Here is an 18,712-nt window from a genome sequence, read left to right as displayed (position 1 = left end):
TCTGTGGCGAGGGATTTACGCCCTCGCCACAGGCGACTCACCGCTCGCCAACCCCGTTCACAGTCTTTGACAGTTTTGCGACAAAGCTGCCAAAGATTGCCGGGCGGCACCCGCCTAGCATGGGCGCATCCACTATCACCCAGGGTGCTCCCATGTTTCGTTCGCTGTATTTGCCGTTGACCTCTTTTTGCCTGCTCCTCCCCTCCACCTCCTTGTATGCCGAAGACTGGCACTACAGCCTGCGCGCCGGCGCTGCCAGTGCGCCGCGTTACAGCGGCAGTGATGAACGCGTAGTCGCGCCGTTGCTGGGCGGCGAAATCGTCAGCCCTTATGGTTTCTTTCTCGACACGCAAAAGGGTCTTGGCTGGGCGTTTGATGAAGACGACTTCGGCCTCAGCGTCTACGTCGGCGCAAGTGATGTGCGCAAGGACCGTAAAAGCGGTTTCAAGGGCTCGGATGAGCTCAACGGTATGGGCTCGATCAAGTCGCGCCCCTTGCTGGGGCTGGACGGGACCTATCACATGGGGCCGATCATTCTCGGCGCCAGTTATGAACATGCGCTTGAAGAAGACGAGGACGAACACGACACCGGCTCAGCCTGGAACCGATTGAAACTGAGCATCAGCGCGCCGTTTTATGAAGGTGACTACGGCAAGGTCGTCGGCAGCCTGAACAGTCAGTTCGGCGACAGCAATTACATGCGCACCTGGTATGGCGTGAGCAGCGCTCAGGCGTCGCGCAGCAAGTTCAAGGCGTATGACACCAAAGGTGGCCTGGTGAGTCGGGGGGCGGATCTGACCTGGTCGCTGCCGATCAACGATGAATGGAGTTTTACGACGGTGCTGGCGGTGCAGTACCTGGGTGGTAAAGCGGCGGACAGTCCGATTGTCGAGCGTCGGATGCAGACTTCGGTGGCTGGGCAGGTCGTTTACAGCTTTTGATTTGAGGGTGTTGCCGATGACGCCATCGCTGGCAAGCCAGCTCCTACACGGTACGCGTACAAACTGTAGGAGCTGGCTTGCCGGCGATGGCGTTGGCCGCAGCACCGCACCTAATCCTGATGCACCCAGGTCATGCGAAACGACGCCCCGCCCCACGGCGAATCCGCCACTTGCACTTGCCCGCCATGGGACTGCGACACCCGCCGCACCAAGGCCAGGCCCAGGCCGAAGCCACCCGTGCGGCGATCCCGACTGGCGTCCAGGCGCGAGAACGGTTCGAAGATTTTCTCCCGTCCGTCCACCGGCACGCCCGGCCCGTCGTCGTTGACCTGGACTTCGTAATGATCACCGGTGCGCACCAACGACACCTCCACTCGCTCTTCGGCATAGCGAATGGCATTGCGCAGCAGGTTGATCACCGCGCGCGCCATGAAGCGCGGTTCGATGCGCACCTCATCGACCCGGCACTCGACAATCAGCAGCTGTACCCCGGCTGCTTCGGCCTCCAGCGCCACGCTGCCGACCACGCTGTCGAGCCAACTGTTGGCCTGAATATTCTCCCGGGTAATGACCGTGGCACCGCGCTCAAGGCTGGCGTAGGTCAGCAGCTCCGAGACCATTTCTTCCAGCTCGCCGAGGTCGGCGTACATGTCGGCAATCAGTTCGCGACGCTGGCTCGGATCGGATTGTTGCTTGAGCTGATCGAGTTCGAACGACAGCCGGGCAATCGGCGTGCGCAATTCATGGGACACCGCGTTGGTCAGCTCACGCTGATTGGCGATCAGGCCTTCGATGCGCGCAGCCATCAGGTTGAAATGCTCGGACAAGTCGCGAATGTTCGAGCGCTTGGACAGCTGGATTCGCGCCGACAGGTTGTTGTCGCCAAAGCGTTCGGCGGCGAGGCGCAGTTTCTCCAGATCTCGCCAGTGTGGGCGCACCCAGAATAACAACACGAAACCGATCATCACCGCGATCATGAAATAGGCCGCGGCAATGTAGAACGGCATCAGACTCGGCTCGGCCGGCAGCTTGATGCTGAGCAACTGCGAACCGTCGTCAATGCGCGAGATGAACTGCGTGTACTTGTCACGCAGCACCAGCAGGCCTTGGGCCAACTCGGCTTTTTCCTGATCGGTCAGGGCCAGTTGATCCGTTTCGACCAGGCTCAAGCTCAAACCGTAGTGAGGGCGCACGGTTTCCAATTGGCGTTCCCGCGCCGGACCGTCCAGGCCGCGCAACTGCTCCACCAGCGACCAGGCCTGACCACGCACCGCCTCGCGGTTGTAGCTCTGCATTTGACCTGCGAGCAGCGCATCGAACGTGCGCTCGACAGTTTGCAACCCCAGTACCAGGCCAACCGTCATCATCACAAACAGACCGAGAAATAACCGCAGCATTTACAGCTCCCACGCGAACGGATTGAACAGGTAACCCTTGCCCCAGATGGTCTTGATGCACACCGGTTCACGCGGGTTGTCCTTGAGCTTGCCGCGCAACTTGCTGATGTAGACGTCGACGCTGCGGTTGAGGCCGTCGAAGGCGATCCCGCGCATGCGGTTGAGGATATCGTCGCGGGACAAAATCTTGCCCGCCGCGCTGGCCAGCAACCACAGCAATTCGAATTCCATGGTGGTCAGCTCGATGCCCTCACCCGCCAGGCGTACTTCGCGACAGCTGCGGTCGATGCTCAGATGGCCGAATTCCAGCGAGCTGCAGACTGTGCTGTCCGGCGTTTGCCGGCGTTGCAACGCACGCAGACGGGCCAGCAGTACCGGCGGCTTGATCGGCTTGATCACGTAGTCGTCGGCGCCGGATTCCAGGCCGAGGATGTGATCGAGGTCGTCTTCCTTGGCGGTGAGAATGACGATCGGCGTATCGGACACGCTGCGAATTTCGCGACACACGTGCAGGCCACTCTGGCCCGGCAGCATCAGGTCGAGTACAACGATTTTCGGTTTGAAGTCGAGGAACGCGGCCAACGCGAGGTCGCCGCGATGCACCTGTAACACTTCAAAGCCATGTTGGGACAGGAAGTGCGCGATCAGCCCGGCAAGCCTTTCGTCGTCTTCCACCAGCAGAACTTTGCCAAAACCCAGGTTATCCATAACGAACGCGTGCCAACTCTTGTGTGAAGTGGGCGGCATTATGGCGTCAATCAGCGTCGGGGCGGCGATTGCAGGCAGCAAAAACCGGCCTCTGGGGCCGGTTTTCAGTGATCTTTCATACTCTTAAGAGTTTTTAACAATTGCGCTGCAAAAGATCGCAACTAACTGTAGGAGCACGGCTTGCCGGCGAAGGCGATCTCAAGGACGCCTTCGCCGGCAAGCCGTGCTCCTACGGGTTATGCGGCGGCTGGGACACCGCTGTGGAAGCGGAACTCCACGTCCGGCGATTCGATCAGTTCCTGCTCGGCAGCGCGGACCCGCTCGATCACCTGAGCGATGTCCTTGGCGTCACCGTACTGGTAGGCCAGTTTCAGGTAACCCTGGAAGTGCCGCGCCTCGCTTTTCAGCAGACCGAAGTAGAACTTGCCCAGTTCCTCGTCCAGGTGCGGCACCAACGCCTCGAACCGCTCGCAGCTGCGGGCTTCGATAAACGCACCGACTACCAGGGTATCGACCAGCTTGACCGGTTCATGGCTGCGCACTACTTTGCGCAAGCCAGAGGCGTAACGCCCGGCGGACAGCTGGCGCAGCTCGATCTTGCGCTTCTTCATCAGGCGCATGACTTGTTCGTGGTGCACCAGCTCTTCCCGGGCGAGCCGCGACATCAAGTTGATCAGATCGACGTGGGAGTGATACTTGGCGATCAGGCTCAATGCCGTGCTGGCCGCCTTGAATTCGCAGTTCTTGTGGTCGATCAGCAAGGTTTCCTGATCGGCCAGTGCGGCCTGGACCCAGCCGTCAGGGGTGCGGCAACCGAGGAACTCGTGAATTTCGGGAAGGATCATGGGGCTCACGGACATAAAGGTTCAAAACGAAGGGCGCCGATTATACCGGCCCGCCGCCAGACCACCAGCCACGACCGTTGATATGTATCAAGTCCCGGATGCGTGACCAGCAACTATAGTTGTGCAACGCCATGCTTTTTTTCCCTCTGGAGATCCCGATCATGCAAGCCATTCGCAGCATTCTGGTGGTCATCGAACCCGAACACTCGGAAAGCCTGGCGCTCAAACGGGCCAAGCTGATTGCCGGGGTAACCCAGGCTCACCTGCATCTGCTGGTGTGCGACCGCAAGCATGACCACAGCGGCATGCTTGGCGTGCTCAAGGCAGCGCTGCTCGCGGATGGCTACAGCGTGACCACCGAGCAGGCGTGGAACGAAAGCCTGCACGAAACCATCGTCGATGTGCAGCAAGCCGAAGGTTGCGGGCTGGTGATCAAGCAGCATTACCCCGACAGCTCATTGAAAAAAGCCCTGCTGACCCCGGCGGACTGGAAACTGCTGCGCTCCTGCCCGACGCCGGTGCTGCTGGTGAAAACCTCGAAACCCTGGGCAGGCGGTGTAGTCCTGGCGGCGATTGATGTCGGCAATACCGATGACGAACACCGTCACCTGCACAACATCATCATCGATCACGGTTATGACATTGCCAGCCTGGCCAAGGCGCATCTGCATGTGGTCAGCGCTCATCCTTCACCGATGCTGTCGGCGGCGGACCCTACGTTGCAGCTCAGCGAAACCATCGAGGCGCGTTACCGCGAACAGTGCATAGCGTTTCAAGCCGAGTTCGACATTGACAATGAGCACCTGCATATCGCGGAAGGTCCGGCGGATGTGTTGATTCCGTACATGGCCCACACGTTGGGCGCATCGGTGACCGTGATTGGCACGGTGGCGCGGTCCGGGATATCCGGCGCGTTGATCGGCAATACGGCGGAGGTGGTGTTGGATGCGGTGGAGAGCGATGTGCTGGTGTTGAAGCCGCAGGAGATTGAGGATCATCTGGAAGAGATGGTGTCTCATCATTGAGATATGTGGTGCCGGTCAGATCGCCATCGCCAGCAAGCTGGCTCCTACAGATTTATGTCGTACCCGATTCATGCGACCGACGCAAAACCTGTAGGAGCCGGCTTGCCGGCGATGCTCTTCAAATTCATCCGCCGAACGCATCCTTGAGGAATCCGGGCGCGATGTAACGCTGGTAATGCGCCTCGGAGAGCAAAAAGAACTCCCGATCAATCGCATCCCGCAGCTCCGGCAGGTTCCAGTCGCGAAACTCCGGCATCAACACCATCCCGTAGGCTTCCAGATTGTTGATCACCCGCGCGCCTCGGGCGATCAACTGATAGGCCCAGCAATATTCCGACTGATGCGGCACGAAGCGAATCTTGCGCTGCTCCAGTTGCAAACGCAGGCGCTGGGGATCGAAAACCTCCAGTTTGCTGGCCATCACCTGGGACAACAGTTGCTCCAGCCGCAGCCATACCGCGCGTTTTTCCTCCTCGTTGTAACCGTTCCAGTTGATCACTTCATGGTGGAAACGCTTGCAGCCACGGCAGACCAAGTCACCGTAAACAGTGGAGCAAAGGCCGACGCAGGGGGTCTTGATGGTCTGATTGGGCATAGGTCAACAAAGCACGGGAAAGCAGAACAGGCGGGCATGTTAGCCCTTTGTCTAACATTCATCACCCCTCAAAGTTGAGAGCCCAACTTACCTTTAAATTTTTTTTGCCGTAGAATCAGCCAGCCTTTTAAGGCGCCAATGTCCGTTAGAAGCTGTTTTCAAAGCGTCACGAGCACAGTCGTTCCTTCAGAGCGGTGTTGGCGAAGGGTTTTTCCAGCGGGGAAAAGCCCAACGCCAACCCTCATCAGCTCCCCGTTCTGCAGGCGTAAAACTTTGAAAGCAGCTTCTGTAAGGAATTGTCGGTAATTCTGGCTAAGTGGCCCACAACGCCACGCAGCGCATGAGTACGGCAATTTCGGGATGAGCGTCCCGGACACCCATTTGGGACCACTGATGAGGGTAATAACTGTGCTTGAAGCCTACCGCAAACATATCGAAGAGCGTGCAGCACTGGGTATCGTTCCCCAGCCGCTTAACGCCGAACAAACTGCAGGCCTGGTTGAGCTGCTGAAGAATCCCCCGGCTGGCGAAGAAGCTTTCCTCGTTGACCTGATCACCAATCGCATTCCGCCTGGCGTGGACGAAGCGGCCTATGTAAAGGCAGGTTTCCTGTCTGCCCTGGCCAAAGGCGAAGCCACTTCCCCTCTGATCGACAAGAAACGCGCTGTAGAACTGCTCGGCACCATGCAGGGCGGCTACAACATCGTGACCCTGGTTGACCTGCTCGACAACGCCGAACTGGCTGCTGTCGCTGCCGCTCAGCTCAAGCACACCCTGCTGATGTTCGATGCGTTCCACGACGTCGCGGAAAAAGCCCGCAACGGCAACGAACACGCCAAAGGCGTGATCCAGTCCTGGGCTGACGGCGAGTGGTTCCGCAACCGCCCTGTCCTGGCCGACAAGATCAGCCTGCGCGTGTTCAAGGTCACCGGCGAAACCAACACCGACGACCTGTCCCCTGCTCCGGACGCCTGGTCCCGCCCGGACATCCCGCTGCACGCCCTCGCCATGCTGAAAATGGCCCGCGAAGGCATCGTGCCTGACGTCCAGGGTGTCACCGGCCCGATGAAGCAGATCGAAGAAATGCGCGGTCAAGGCTTCCCTATCGCCTACGTCGGTGACGTGGTCGGTACCGGTTCTTCGCGTAAATCCGCCACCAACTCGGTGCTGTGGTTCTTCGGCGACGACGTTCCTTACGTGCCGAACAAGCGTGCCGGCGGTTTCTGCTTCGGCAGCAAAATCGCTCCGATCTTCTACAACACCATGGAAGATGCCGGCGCACTGCCGATCGAATTCGACGTTACCAACATGAACATGGGCGACGTGATCGACCTGTACCCGCATGCTGGCAAAGTCTGCAAACACGGCACCGACGAAGTCCTGACCACCTTCGAAATGAAGACCCCGGTCCTGTTGGACGAAGTTCGTGCCGGCGGCCGTATTCCGCTGATCATCGGTCGCGGTCTGACCGACAAGGCACGTGCCGAACTGGGCCTGGGCCCTACCGACCTGTTCAAACTGCCTGAAGCACCTGTCGACACCGGCAAGGGCTACACCCTGGCACAGAAAATGGTCGGCAAGGCGTGCGGTCTGCCAGAAGGCAAAGGCGTTCGTCCTGGCACCTACTGCGAACCGAAAATGACCACCGTCGGCTCTCAGGACACCACCGGTCCGATGACCCGTGACGAACTGAAAGACCTGGCGTGCCTGGGCTTCTCGACCGATCTGGTAATGCAGTCCTTCTGCCACACCGCGGCTTACCCTAAGCCGATCGACGTGACCACCCACCACACCCTGCCAGACTTCATCATGACCCGCGGCGGCGTTTCCCTGCGTCCGGGCGACGGCATCATCCACAGCTGGCTGAACCGCATGCTGCTGCCGGACACCGTCGGTACCGGTGGTGACTCGCACACCCGTTTCCCGATGGGCATTTCGTTCCCGGCCGGTTCCGGTCTGGTAGCGTTCGCCGCCGCCACTGGCGTTATGCCGCTGGACATGCCGGAATCGATCCTGGTGCGCTTCAAAGGCAAAATGCAACCGGGCGTCACCCTGCGTGACCTGGTTCACGCCATTCCTTACTTCGCGATTCAGGCTGGCCTGCTGACTGTTGAGAAGAAAGGCAAGAAGAACGCCTTCTCCGGCCGCATCCTGGAAATCGAAGGCCTGGACAACCTGAGCATCGAACAGGCTTTCGAGCTGTCCGACGCCTCGGCTGAACGTTCGGCTGCCGGTTGCACCATCAAGCTGTCGAAAGAGTCGATCACCGAGTACCTGAACTCCAACATCACCCTGCTGCGCTGGATGATCGGCGAAGGCTACGGCGATGCACGTACCCTGGAACGTCGCGCTCAAGCGATGGAAGCCTGGGTTGCCAACCCAGAGTTGATGGTTGCCGATGCTGACGCCGAATACGCTGAAGTCATCGAAATCGACCTGGCCGACATCAAAGAGCCTGTGCTCTGCGCGCCGAACGATCCGGACGACGCCCGTCTGCTGTCCAGCGTTGCTGGCGAGAAGATCGACGAAGTGTTCATCGGTTCGTGCATGACCAACATCGGTCACTTCCGCGCTGCCGGTAAACTGCTGGATCAGGTCAAGGGTCAGCTGCCAACCCGTCTGTGGCTGTCGCCGCCGACCAAGATGGACGCTCACCAACTGACCGAAGAAGGCTACTACGGCATCTACGGCAAGGCTGGCGCCCGCATGGAAATGCCAGGCTGCTCGCTGTGCATGGGTAACCAGGCACGTGTAGAGCCGAACTCGACTGTTGTGTCGACTTCGACCCGTAACTTCCCGAACCGTCTGGGTGACGGCGCGAACGTCTACCTGGCTTCGGCCGAGCTGGCGTCCGTTGCGTCCATCCTGGGTCGCCTGCCGACCGTCGAGGAGTACATGGAATACGCTGGCAAGATCGACAGCATGGCGGCTGATGTTTACCGCTACCTGTCCTTCGACCAGATCGCCGAGTTCCGTGAAGTTGCTGCGAACGCCAATATCCCGGTCGTTCAAGCCTAACGTTACAACGCTGTAAAAAACGCCGCCCATCGTGAGATGAGCGGCGTTTTTTTATGCCCGAAAGGTTTGCACCAATCCCCTGTGGGAGCGAGCCTGCTCGCGATAGCGGTAGTACATTCATATCGATGTTGACTGATCCTCCGCTATCGCCGGCAAGCCGGTCTCGCTCCCACAGGGTTATGCGGATAGCTTCAGGGCTTGTTGGACGGCAACATCGACACTCAAGCCGCTGAGAATCACCTGCTCCAGTTCTTGCGCCGGCAACTTCGACAGCGCCGCTTTTGCCTGATGCTTGAGCCGCGCCAGGATCAGCAGTTTGTCCTCGGCGCGCACCTGCAAAAAGAACGCTTCCAGCGCTTCGATGCTGGTGCCGTCCAGATCGGGCGACTCTTCGAGACTGAGGATAACCGTATGCACCGGCGGCTCCGCGTGCCTCGCCAGGCGCAATGCACCACCGAGAATGCGCTCCACATTGGCGAAAAACAGCGCCTCGCTGGGCCGCACGATCAGCACACCGGGGATTTCCTTCGCGTCGGGATGTCGTTGCAGGTCAATAAAATCGTGACCTCCGGCCATTTGCCCCAACACCTGGATGTCCGCCGACGACATCTGCTTGAGCATCAGCACCACGCTGATCGCCACTGCCAGCAGCAAGCCGTCAAGCACGCCCAGCACCAGCACCGCCGCTACCGCGCAAATCACCAGCAGGCGATCGCGACGCCAGATGAAATACCGGCCCAACGGTTGAAGGCTCAAGCCACGGGCCAAGGCATGAATGACGATGGCGGCCAGCACCGGCTCGGGAGTCAGGGCGATCCACGGCAACACCGTCAGGACGATGAGCAACACCACCCCGGCCGCCACAGTCCCGGCCAGACGCGAACCGGCCCCCGCCGCTTCATTGGCCGATGTCGCAGAATAACCAGCGCCTGCGGGCATGCCATGAAACAGTCCCGATAAAAGATTGGCCGCACCGAGGGCCAGCAGATCGCGGTTGGAAGACACCCGGTCGCCGTGTTTGAGCGCAAACGAGCTGATCGAGCCGTAAGACTCGGCATACAGGATCATCACCATGGCGAACGCGAGTTCACCCAAGCGCAACCAGTCAGTGAACGGCAACACCGGGAGCTGCGGCACTTCGAGGCTCAGATCGATGACGCCGATCAGCTTGACCCCGTAGGCTGGCAGGTTCAGCCATTGGCCCGCCGCGATGCCGAGCGTCACCACCAGCAAACCGCCAGGCAAACGCCTGACCCGCGCGCACAGCCACAACACCAGCAACGCCACCGCCCCGACCAATGCCCCGACTTTATTCCACTGCGGCCACTGCTCCAGCAGTTGCGGCAGGAAACGGATCAGGTTGCCGGTGCTCAAGTGGACGTCGACGATGCTCGCCACTTGTTTGAGGATGATGGTCACGGCCAGCCCCACTGCAAAGCCGCGCAGCACCGGTTTGGCGATGAATGAGGTGACGCTGCCGAGCTTGAATAACCCGGCCAACAGGAAGAAACCTCCGGTCATCAGCACCAGGCCGATCGCCAGACTCATACGCAAGGCCGGATCGCCATTGGCCAGCGCGGCGGTGGCGGCAGCCAGAACGGCCGCTGACGACGAGGTCGCGGACACGATGGCGAACCGGCTGGTGCCGAACAGTCCGTAACACAGCAGCCCGGCAAACAAGGCAATCACCCCGGCCTGTGGCGGCAACGCGGCAATGCTGGAATAGGCGACCGCCTCGGGCAGCAACAACCCGGCAATCGACAGGCCGGCCAGTACATCCAGCCAACGGTCAGGTGTATCGGCACGGGGTTGCGCCGATGCGCCGGGGATACGAGCCATGTAGCGTCTCCAGAGACGGCGCTTTACGGCGCGCCGATGCAGCCGCAGCTTAGCTGTTTATCCCTGGGGACAGGTGTTCTGGATCAGGTGCCATGCCATAAAAACGCTGGCCGTGTGCATATCCGTTTTTTGGGTTACGGCGGCTATTGGTTTCGCCCTTACGGCGAGTCACTTGGAAGAGCCCCAAGTAACCAAGGGCTCTTGCCCCTTTCGTTCGGTGCCTCGCTAATGCTCGGCATGCCCTCGCTCCGGTCCTGCTCCGTGGGCACGCCGCGATCGGCCATCCTTGGCCGTGCGCGGCTAACCCGGCATCCATGCCGGGTTGCCCACTGCGCAGAACCTCCACTCGGCCTCTCGAGGGGGCGACTACCGCCACAGCCGCCGAGGCGGCCTGAAAGCCGACCTGGCTCATTTGCGTACGCGTTGTCCTTCTCTGATGCGCTCACTCATTCCGGACATGTACACCGATCCCCTGTAGGAGCCAGCTTGCTGGCGATGGGCGTCAACGATAACGAGGGCTGTCTGAATGAACGCGTTGTCCAGACGATTTTCGCCGGCAAGCCGGCTCCTACAGGGAATTCCATGCGCTTTTGATTTCCACCACTCATCAGGCCGAGCGTTAGCTCGCCTTCCGCTTTTGATCTGAGCGCCCCCTCGAGAGGCCGAGCGCAGGTTCTGCGCAGTGGGCAACCCGGCATGGATGCCGGGTTAGCCGCCCCCGGCCATGGATGGCCGATGGCGGCGGGCCCACGGAGCAGGACCGGAGCGAGGGTATGGCGAGCATTAGCGAGCCACCGAACGAAAGGGGCAAGAGCGCTTGGTTACTTGGCGCTTCTCCAAGTGACTCGCCGTAAGGGCGAAACCATTAGCAGCCGTGACCGCAGCAACGGATATGCCCCCCCCTCAAAAAACCAGCGCACAAAAAAAACGGCCAACCCGCAAAGCGGATCAGCCGTCATCTCAACCAATCAAGCAAACAACAACAATCAAGCGCTCAGCGAATAAATCAACGCCGAAATAGCCACCAAACCAACCGCCGTCACAAACACATTCGACGCTTGACCACGGAAACGTGCCATCGCCGGCACCTTGCGGATCGCATACATCGGCATCAGGAACAGAATCGCCGCAATGATCGGGCCACCGAGGGTCTCGATCATCCCCAGAATGCTCGGATTCAGCGTCGCCACAATCCAGCACACCACCAGCATGAACGCCGCGGTCATACGGTCCAGCGTCTTGGCTGCCGGACGCTTGCCGCTCTTCACGATCAGACCTTTCAGACCTTCACTGGCACCGATGTAATGCCCGAGGAACGACTTGGAAATCGCCACAAACGCAATCAACGGCGCCGCAAACGCGATGGTCGGGTTGCTGAAGTGGTTGGCCAGGTACGACAGGATCGACAGGTTCTGCGCCTTCGCTTCCGCCAGTTGCGCCGGCGACAGGGTCAGCACGCAGCTGAACACGAAGAACAGCACCATCACCACCATCAACACATGGGCGCGGGACAGGATCTGCGAGCTGCGCTCTTCCGCGTGGTCGCCGTAGCGACGCTTCTGGTCCACCGCGAACGCCGAGATGATCGGCGAGTGGTTGAACGAGAACACCATCACCGGGATCGCCAGCCACAAGGTGTGCAGCAGCGCCGACGGCTCAGGCAGCGTCGATGCCGTGGTGAGGATGCCGCCGTTCCAGTGCGGAATCAGGAACACCGCCAGAAACAGCAACGCCACGATGAACGGATAGACCATCAGGCTCATCGCCTTGACGATCACCTGCTCGCCGCAACGCACCACCGCCAGCAGGCCGAGGATCAGCACAAACGACAGCACGGCGCGCGGTGGCGGCATGATGTGCAGTTGATGCTCAAGGAAACTGCCCACGGTGTTGGTCAGGGCCACGCTGTAGATCAGCAGGATCGGGAAGATCGCGAAGAAGTACAGCAAGGTGATCAGCGCACCGGCCTTGATGCCGAAATGCTCTTCCACCACTTCTGTGATGTCCGCGCCTTCACGACCGGACAACACGAAGCGGGTCAGGCCACGGTGCGCGTAAAACGTCATGGGGAACGCCAGCAGCGCCAGGACCAGCAACGGCCAGAAACCGCCCAGACCCGCATTGATCGGCAAAAACAGGGTACCGGCCCCGATGGCCGTGCCAAACAGGCCGAGCATCCAGGTGGTGTCATGACGATTCCAGCCCTCAAGGCTGACAGGGTTCGCCGCTACATAGCGTTCGTTAACGCTATTGGCCTGATCATTCATCCGGTGGGATCTCCACATTCCGGTCAGTTGCTACCCGGCCAGGACGAGTCGGAAAAATCCGACAGGCAGCGCCCTGGCCGAAACAGGGGCGCGATTCTCCGGGATTAATGAACAGAAGCAAAGACTTAGCTGAGGAATGGTTGTGCGGATCAGCAAATCTGCAGCGAACACCACCCTGTAGGAGCTGGCTTGCCAGCGATGTCGGACGGAAGAAAACCGCAATATCCAAAATCTTTCGCCGGCAAGCCGGCTCCTACAATTTCGGTTGAGCCTCAATCACGCACAAACGCTTCATCGCCAAAGCCAGCTTCGACTTGATAAAGGTTTGCCATCATGTATTTTAAGTAAACCCGCATCCCTTCCGGAGACCTTCCATGCCACTGGTTCGCATCGACATCAAAAAGCATCAGGATCCCACCCACGCCAAACGCATCGGGCAGTTGATCTACACAGCCATGCACAGCGCCATCGGCGTGCCGGAAAACGATAATTTCCAGATCCTCGCCGAACACGACGAGCAGCACTTCATCTTTGACCCGCAATACCTGGGGATCGACCGCAGCGACAAACTGGTGGTGATTCAGATCACCCTGAGCGAAGGCCGCACCGTCGAGCAGAAGAAACTGCTCTATAAAACCATCGCCGAGAGCCTTAACGCTGAACTGGCGGTGCGCCTCGAGGACGTTTTCATTAATCTGGTCGAAGTGAAAAAAGAGAACTGGTCGTTCGGCAACGGAATTGCCCAGTACGCCCTCTGATCGCCATCCTTTATCTATGTGAGCCGCCAATGCCCCGTGTTTCCCGCAAACAAGCCGAACTCAACCGCGAGATTATCGTCGAGGCGGCCACGCGGCTGTTTCGCGAACGGGGCGTGCATGGCATCAGCGTCATCGACGTCATGGCGGCAGCAGGCCTGACCCATGGCGGTTTCTATGGGCATTTCGAGTCCAAGGAGGCCTTGGCCCAGGAGGCCAGTGGCCGCGCATTCCAGCAATCGGCAGACCGCTGGAAAGACTGGATCGCCGCCAATGAAGACAAGAACGCCGCCCGTCAGGCCTTGATCAAACCCTACCTGTCGGCAGCCAGCCGCGATAATCCGGGCGACAGCTGCCCGGTGACGGCGTTTGCCGGTGACATGTGCCACGAAGCCGCCGAAAGCGGCCTGCGCCAAACGTTCATGGACGGTCTCGACTCATTGCTCGGCACGTTCGCCCCCCTGATGGACACTGGCGATGACGAACGCGATCGACAGCAGGCGCTGGTGCAGTTCTCCTTGATGGTCGGCGCCCTGACGCTGGCCCGCGCGACCCGTGGCGAACCGTTGTCCGATGAGATTCTGGACGCGGCGCGCAGCTTTTTGACAGCGCCATAACCTCTCCCTCCTGTTCCGCTATGATCATCTGGTAGCGCTGCGACCTTGATCGTTGCCAATGCACTTTGAAGCCAGCAATCTCTAGGGATTTTCAAGTCACAGGAGCCCAGCATGCCCGCAACCGTTCTGGTACTGGTTGAAACAATCAATGATTACTTGCCGATTCTGGAGCATCAGGGGTTTCACCTGATTCTGGCACCGACCCCCGCCGAGCGCGCCGAGGCCATTGCCACCCACGGCGCCCGGATCGATGCGGTCCTGACCCGTGGCCCGTTAGGTTTGTACGCTGACGAAATAGCCGCGCTGCCGGCGCTGAAGATCATCTGCGTGATCGGTGCCGGCTACGAACACGTCGACCTGCAAGCCGCCGCCGACCGGGGCCTGACCGTCACCAACGGCGCCGGCGTCAACGCGTCTTCGGTCGCCGACCATGCGATGGCGATGCTACTCTCGCTGGTGCGTGATATCCCGCGCTGCGACGCCGCCGTAAGACGGGGCGAGTGGCCGAAGATCATGCGCCCTTCCCTCGCCGGCAAACGCCTTGGCATCCTCGGCCTCGGCGCGGTCGGCATGGCCATCTCCAGGCGCGCGGCCAACGGCTTCGACATGACGGTCAGCTACCACAACCGCCAACATCGCAGCGATGTGCCATACAGCTTCTGTTCGACGCCTACCGAACTGGCCCGCGTCTCGGATTTCCTGGTGGTGGCCACGCCCGGCGGAATCGGCACCAGAAACCTGATCAATCGCCCGGTGCTAGACGCGCTGGGTCCCAACGGTTTTCTCGTCAACATCGCTCGGGCCAGTGTCGTGGTAACCGCCGATCTGATCGGCGCACTGGAACAGCGACGCATTGCCGGCGCGGCACTGGATGTCTTCGACCACGAACCTCAGGTGCCGGAGGCCTTGAAAGCCTTGAGCAATGTCATCCTCACGCCGCACGTCGCGGGACTGTCTCCGGAAGCGACCCAAGGCACGGTCGAACTGGTCGGGCGCAACCTGATGGCGTTCTTTTCCGGTGAACCGGTGCTCACCCCAGTCGCCCTGCCGGCCAATGCGAATCAGGCAGCGCTGTGACAACATTCAAACAGGTGTATCAAAAGCAATGATTGCCCGGCAACACGCTCACCTATAAGGGCTGATCGTGGTTGTCGGTGCCGGGTGTGCACATTAGATTAGCCAATAGTCTCAGGCCTCCAGAATAAGCAGAAGGGATAAGCATGGCGCTTACTGACCAGTCCACCCGTATCCGCTCCGGCGAAGAACTCGATGCCAGCCTGATCGATCCGTACCTCAAGGCCCACATTCCGGGCCTCAGCGGTTTGCCGCAAATCAGCCAGTTTCCCGGCGGTGCGTCGAACCTCACCTACCTGCTGGAATACCCCGAACAGGAATTTGTCCTGCGCCGGCCACCGTTTGGCCACAAGGCCAAATCCGCCCACGACATGGGCCGCGAATTCCGCATCCTCAATCAACTGCGCGACGGTTTTCCGTACTGCCCCAAAGCCTACGTGCACTGCACCGACGAATCGGTGATCGGTGCCGAGTTCTATGTGATGGAACGGGTCAACGGGATCATCCTGCGCTCCGAACTGCCGCCGGAACTGGGCCTGGATTCGGCGAAAACCGAAGCCCTGTGCAAGAGCTTCATCGACAAGTTCGTTGAACTGCACCAGGTCGACTACAAGGCCTATGGCCTCGGTGATCTGGGCAAACCCGAAGGTTATGTGGCGCGGCAGATCAAAGGCTGGAGCGATCGCTACGAAAAAGCCCTGACCCCGGACGCTCCGCAATGGGACGTGGTCAAAGCCTGGCTCAACGACAAAATGCCGGCCGATCACCCGACCTCAAGCATCGTGCACAACGACTACCGCTTCGATAACGTGATCCTCGACCCGAACAACCCGATGCAGATCATCGGCGTGCTCGATTGGGAACTCACCACCCTCGGCGATCCGCTGATGGACCTGGGCAACACCCTCGCCTACTGGATCGAAGCCGGCGACCCGGCCCCGGTGCAAATGATGCGCCGCCAGCCGAGCCACGCACCGGGCATGCTGACCCGCCGCGAATTCGTCGATTACTACGCCCAGCGTTCGGGCATCCAGATCGACAACTTCGACTTCTACTACACCTACGGCCTGTTTCGTCTTGCCGGCATCGTGCAGCAGATCTACTACCGCTTCTTCCATGGTCAGACCCAGGACAAACGCTTCGCGCAGTTCATTCACATGAACAAACTGCTGGAGCAGATGAGTTTGCAGGTCATCCAGAAATCCAGCCTCTGATACAACACACCACTTGTAGGAGCCAGCGATGCGGCGACCCGACTTGCCGGCGAATTGGACACTGCGGTGTATCTGTAATACCGCGTAATCGCTCTTCGCCGGCAAGTCGGGTCGCCGCATCGCTGGCTCCTACAGTACAAATGTCAGGCCTATAACAAGGAACTCCCATGTCCAAGACCCAGTTGTTCGACCTCGACGGCAAGATCGCTTTCGTCTCCGGCGCCAGCCGTGGTATCGGTGAAGCCATCGCCAAACTCCTGGCCCAGCAAGGTGCCCACGTCATCGTCTCGAGTCGTAAACTCGAGGGCTGCCAGCACGTCGCCGACGCCATCATCGCTGCGGGCGGCAAAGCCACCGCCGTCGCGTGCCACATCGGCGAAATGGAACAGATCAGCCAGGTCTTCGCCGGCATCCGCGAACAGTTCGGCCGCCTGGACATCCTGGTCAACAACGCCGCGACCAACCCACAGTTCTGCAACGTACTGGACACCGACCTCAGCGCCTTCCAGAAAACCGTCGACGTCAACATCCGCGGCTACTTCTTCATGTCCGTGGAAGCGGGCAAACTGATGCGTGACAACGGTGGTGGCAGCATCATCAACGTGGCATCGATCAACGGCATCTCGCCGGGAATTTTCCAGGGCATCTACTCGGTGACCAAGGCAGCCGTGATCAACATGACCAAGGTGTTCGCCAAGGAATGTGCGCAGTTCGGGATTCGCTGCAACGCCCTGCTACCGGGCCTGACCGACACCAAGTTTGCCTCGGCGCTGGTGAAGAATGATGCGATTTTGAAGACTGCACTGGCGCAGATCCCGCTGAAGCGCGTGGCGGATCCGAGTGAAATGGCGGGGGCGGTGTTGTATCTGGCGAGTGATGCGTCGAGTTACACCACGGGAGTTTCGCTGAATGTGGATGGCGGTTTTCTTTCCTGAGAAAGTCCGTCAATTGTAGGAGCCCGGCTTACCGGCGATGGCAATCTCGAGAACGCCATCGCGGTAAGCCTTGCATACCCAAATGTAAAATTACGTCTTTTCAGCCGGGATAATTTTCACCCACAACTCAGGTACAGGGAGCTATTGAGTCACGCACCGAGTCAAAGTGGTCTCCCTTGTCACCTGCCCTTCAGCCCTTGCGTCACCCAACACATCTGTTTTTTCAGACGTGTCACACGTGCGTTGAGGTATCGGAGGTGGGGCGGCGGGAGGTGGCGGTGGTGGACTGGCGCAACCGCTGAGTATTGTTATGCAAAAGGCAAGCGACAAAGGCGCAAACGTGCATTTCCCAAGAATGTTCATAGGTAGGCCCGCGGCAACTGATTGTCAGATATCTGTGAAACAAATGGATTTCCGCCTATTCACGGTCCAGTCACAGAGTTTTACCCACTTATTGCTTATAGCCCACTCGACCGCTTCTGCCACCCCGCATCGATGTTTCTTGCCCAATCTGCCAGTGCAAATGCCTACGACCATTAGAGAGGTCACGCCATGCGGTAATCCTGGAATGCCGACTCAATCGTTGTTCCAGTCTCTGCGTGTATTAACCCCCTTGATACCGATGCGCAGCCCTACTCTTCAGAAGAAGCTATTCCTACTTTGTACCCGGAAGGTACGAAGGTGATTCCGGTCCACGATGCAACATCAGCGGAAAAAATCCTTGCCGTTACGAACGCAGGTGTTGTGAAGACAACACGCCAGGTAATACCGTCTTTTACCATCACCTGAGGTTCCGTCGGCGTCACAACAGGTGGAAGCCATGAATCCAACGTTTTCATCTCCACCTGTTTGCCAAGCAAACTATCCCCTACCGGCTTCAACGTAATTTTAAAACTACTGCCAGCCTTTACACCGGGTACAAGCCCTGCGTGTGGTACGAATCCGCTCCAAGACGATGACTCCACGTAAATTGAAGAAACCGAATACCAAGGATGAGGAGGCGGCGTGACAATGCATGGAAACGTCAAAACCTCAGTAAAGTCCATCGCGAACAATATCAACGTGGCTTTTCCGATATTGGATTGTGGAGTGATTGTAAACTCCGCGATGCCGCCGCTCACTGTCACCCAACCCTTCGGGGCTATATCGATATTGGCCAGTTCGACGTCGACCACCTCCAGCCTGATTTGTTTACCGTCCAACAAGTTCGAAACGATCTTCAAAACATGTGAATCAGGCGCCTTCAGCGCAATCGGCGAACCCGGCAGATGCTCGACTCCATCTACAAATATCTTTGAGTCCTCCCACGAGTCAGGCTCTGAAAACTTTCGGCTCGTTTCGATTTCCATTATGAAACCCCTCTGATAACGCCGTGTTAAAAAGACACGGCCCACTATCAGAAAGATCGGGCAAGAGAGCTACTGTCAAACATGACAGTTCAACTAGAACAAAATGCTATAGCCCCCTTCACTTTTGATAATC

15 protein-coding genes are annotated in these 18,712 nt (G+C 59.1%); 8 read left to right on the top strand and 7 right to left on the bottom strand.

The window, feature by feature from the left end:
* Positions 1 to 152: 152 nt before the first annotated feature.
* Positions 153 to 941, top strand: a complete 789-nt coding sequence (locus tag J4E42_RS16330; RefSeq protein WP_008028688.1) for a MipA/OmpV family protein — start codon at positions 153 to 155, stop codon at positions 939 to 941.
* Between the two features lie 110 nt (positions 942 to 1,051).
* On the opposite strand, the gene J4E42_RS16325 is transcribed toward J4E42_RS16330, so the two are convergent.
* The 3 genes from J4E42_RS16325 to J4E42_RS16315 all read right to left on the bottom strand — a co-directional run bounded on the left by J4E42_RS16325 (position 1,052) and on the right by J4E42_RS16315 (position 3,891).
* Positions 1,052 to 2,338: an ATP-binding protein gene (locus J4E42_RS16325; protein WP_207285656.1), complete on the bottom strand. Its 1,287-nt coding sequence runs from the start codon at positions 2,336 to 2,338 to the stop codon at positions 1,052 to 1,054.
* Positions 2,339 to 3,046, bottom strand: a complete 708-nt coding sequence (locus J4E42_RS16320) for a winged helix-turn-helix domain-containing protein (protein ID WP_032828732.1) — start codon at positions 3,044 to 3,046, stop codon at positions 2,339 to 2,341.
* A gap of 236 nt (positions 3,047 to 3,282) precedes the next feature.
* Positions 3,283 to 3,891 carry a tRNA-(ms[2]io[6]A)-hydroxylase gene (locus J4E42_RS16315; protein ID WP_008028695.1) on the bottom strand — a complete coding sequence of 203 codons (609 nt, stop codon included), beginning with the start codon at positions 3,889 to 3,891 and terminating at the stop codon, positions 3,283 to 3,285.
* Positions 3,892 to 4,052: 161 nt separating this feature from the next.
* Here J4E42_RS16315 and J4E42_RS16310 point away from each other — a divergent pair, with 161 nt between their 5' ends.
* Entirely contained in the window at positions 4,053 to 4,916 is an 864-nt protein-coding gene (locus J4E42_RS16310; RefSeq protein ID WP_192416534.1) for a universal stress protein, read from the top strand.
* Positions 4,917 to 5,040: 124 nt separating this feature from the next.
* Here J4E42_RS16310 and J4E42_RS16305 read toward each other — a convergent pair whose 3' ends face one another.
* Positions 5,041 to 5,511 (bottom strand): DUF1289 domain-containing protein, encoded by a 471-nt coding sequence (locus J4E42_RS16305; RefSeq protein ID WP_008028699.1) that lies wholly within the window; start codon positions 5,509 to 5,511, stop codon positions 5,041 to 5,043.
* A gap of 408 nt (positions 5,512 to 5,919) precedes the next feature.
* Here J4E42_RS16305 and acnB point away from each other — a divergent pair, with 408 nt between their 5' ends.
* A complete protein-coding gene (gene acnB, locus J4E42_RS16300) occupies positions 5,920 to 8,529 on the top strand; it encodes a bifunctional aconitate hydratase 2/2-methylisocitrate dehydratase (RefSeq protein WP_032832425.1) in 2,610 nt (869 codons plus the stop codon).
* 177 nt (positions 8,530 to 8,706) lie between these two features.
* On the opposite strand, the gene J4E42_RS16295 is transcribed toward acnB, so the two are convergent.
* Together J4E42_RS16295 and J4E42_RS16290 are read right to left on the bottom strand one after the other, a co-directional pair.
* Entirely contained in the window at positions 8,707 to 10,368 is a 1,662-nt protein-coding gene (locus tag J4E42_RS16295; protein ID WP_207285655.1) for a SulP family inorganic anion transporter, read from the bottom strand.
* A 986-nt stretch (positions 10,369 to 11,354) separates the two neighbouring features.
* Positions 11,355 to 12,635: an HAAAP family serine/threonine permease gene (locus J4E42_RS16290; RefSeq protein ID WP_008036815.1), complete on the bottom strand. Its 1,281-nt coding sequence runs from the start codon at positions 12,633 to 12,635 to the stop codon at positions 11,355 to 11,357.
* Between the two features lie 374 nt (positions 12,636 to 13,009).
* Here J4E42_RS16290 and J4E42_RS16285 point away from each other — a divergent pair, with 374 nt between their 5' ends.
* The 5 genes from J4E42_RS16285 (at position 13,010) to J4E42_RS16265 (ending at position 17,230) form a co-directional block, all read left to right on the top strand.
* Positions 13,010 to 13,393, top strand: a complete 384-nt coding sequence (locus tag J4E42_RS16285; RefSeq protein WP_207285654.1) for a tautomerase family protein — start codon at positions 13,010 to 13,012, stop codon at positions 13,391 to 13,393.
* A gap of 29 nt (positions 13,394 to 13,422) precedes the next feature.
* Positions 13,423 to 14,007, top strand: coding sequence for a TetR/AcrR family transcriptional regulator (locus J4E42_RS16280; protein ID WP_207285653.1), 585 nt, complete (start codon positions 13,423 to 13,425; stop codon positions 14,005 to 14,007).
* A gap of 111 nt (positions 14,008 to 14,118) precedes the next feature.
* Positions 14,119 to 15,084, top strand: a complete 966-nt coding sequence (locus tag J4E42_RS16275) for a 2-hydroxyacid dehydrogenase (RefSeq protein WP_192227462.1) — start codon at positions 14,119 to 14,121, stop codon at positions 15,082 to 15,084.
* A gap of 143 nt (positions 15,085 to 15,227) precedes the next feature.
* Complete coding sequence (locus J4E42_RS16270; protein ID WP_008024825.1) at positions 15,228 to 16,295, top strand: phosphotransferase family protein; 1,068 nt, start codon at positions 15,228 to 15,230, stop codon at positions 16,293 to 16,295.
* A 167-nt stretch (positions 16,296 to 16,462) separates the two neighbouring features.
* Positions 16,463 to 17,230 carry an SDR family oxidoreductase gene (locus tag J4E42_RS16265; protein WP_008036792.1) on the top strand — a complete coding sequence of 256 codons (768 nt, stop codon included), beginning with the start codon at positions 16,463 to 16,465 and terminating at the stop codon, positions 17,228 to 17,230.
* Between the two features lie 632 nt (positions 17,231 to 17,862).
* Here J4E42_RS16265 and J4E42_RS16260 read toward each other — a convergent pair.
* Complete coding sequence (locus J4E42_RS16260; protein ID WP_207285652.1) at positions 17,863 to 18,579, bottom strand: hypothetical protein; 717 nt, start codon at positions 18,577 to 18,579, stop codon at positions 17,863 to 17,865.
* Between the last annotated feature and the right edge of the window lie 133 nt (positions 18,580 to 18,712).

This window comes from Pseudomonas sp. FW300-N2A2, assembly GCF_017351735.1.
In the GTDB taxonomy this organism is placed as follows: domain Bacteria; phylum Pseudomonadota; class Gammaproteobacteria; order Pseudomonadales; family Pseudomonadaceae; genus Aquipseudomonas; species Aquipseudomonas migulae.
Note: the sequence above shows the minus strand (reverse complement) of the source record. Positions and strands in the feature narration are given on the sequence as shown.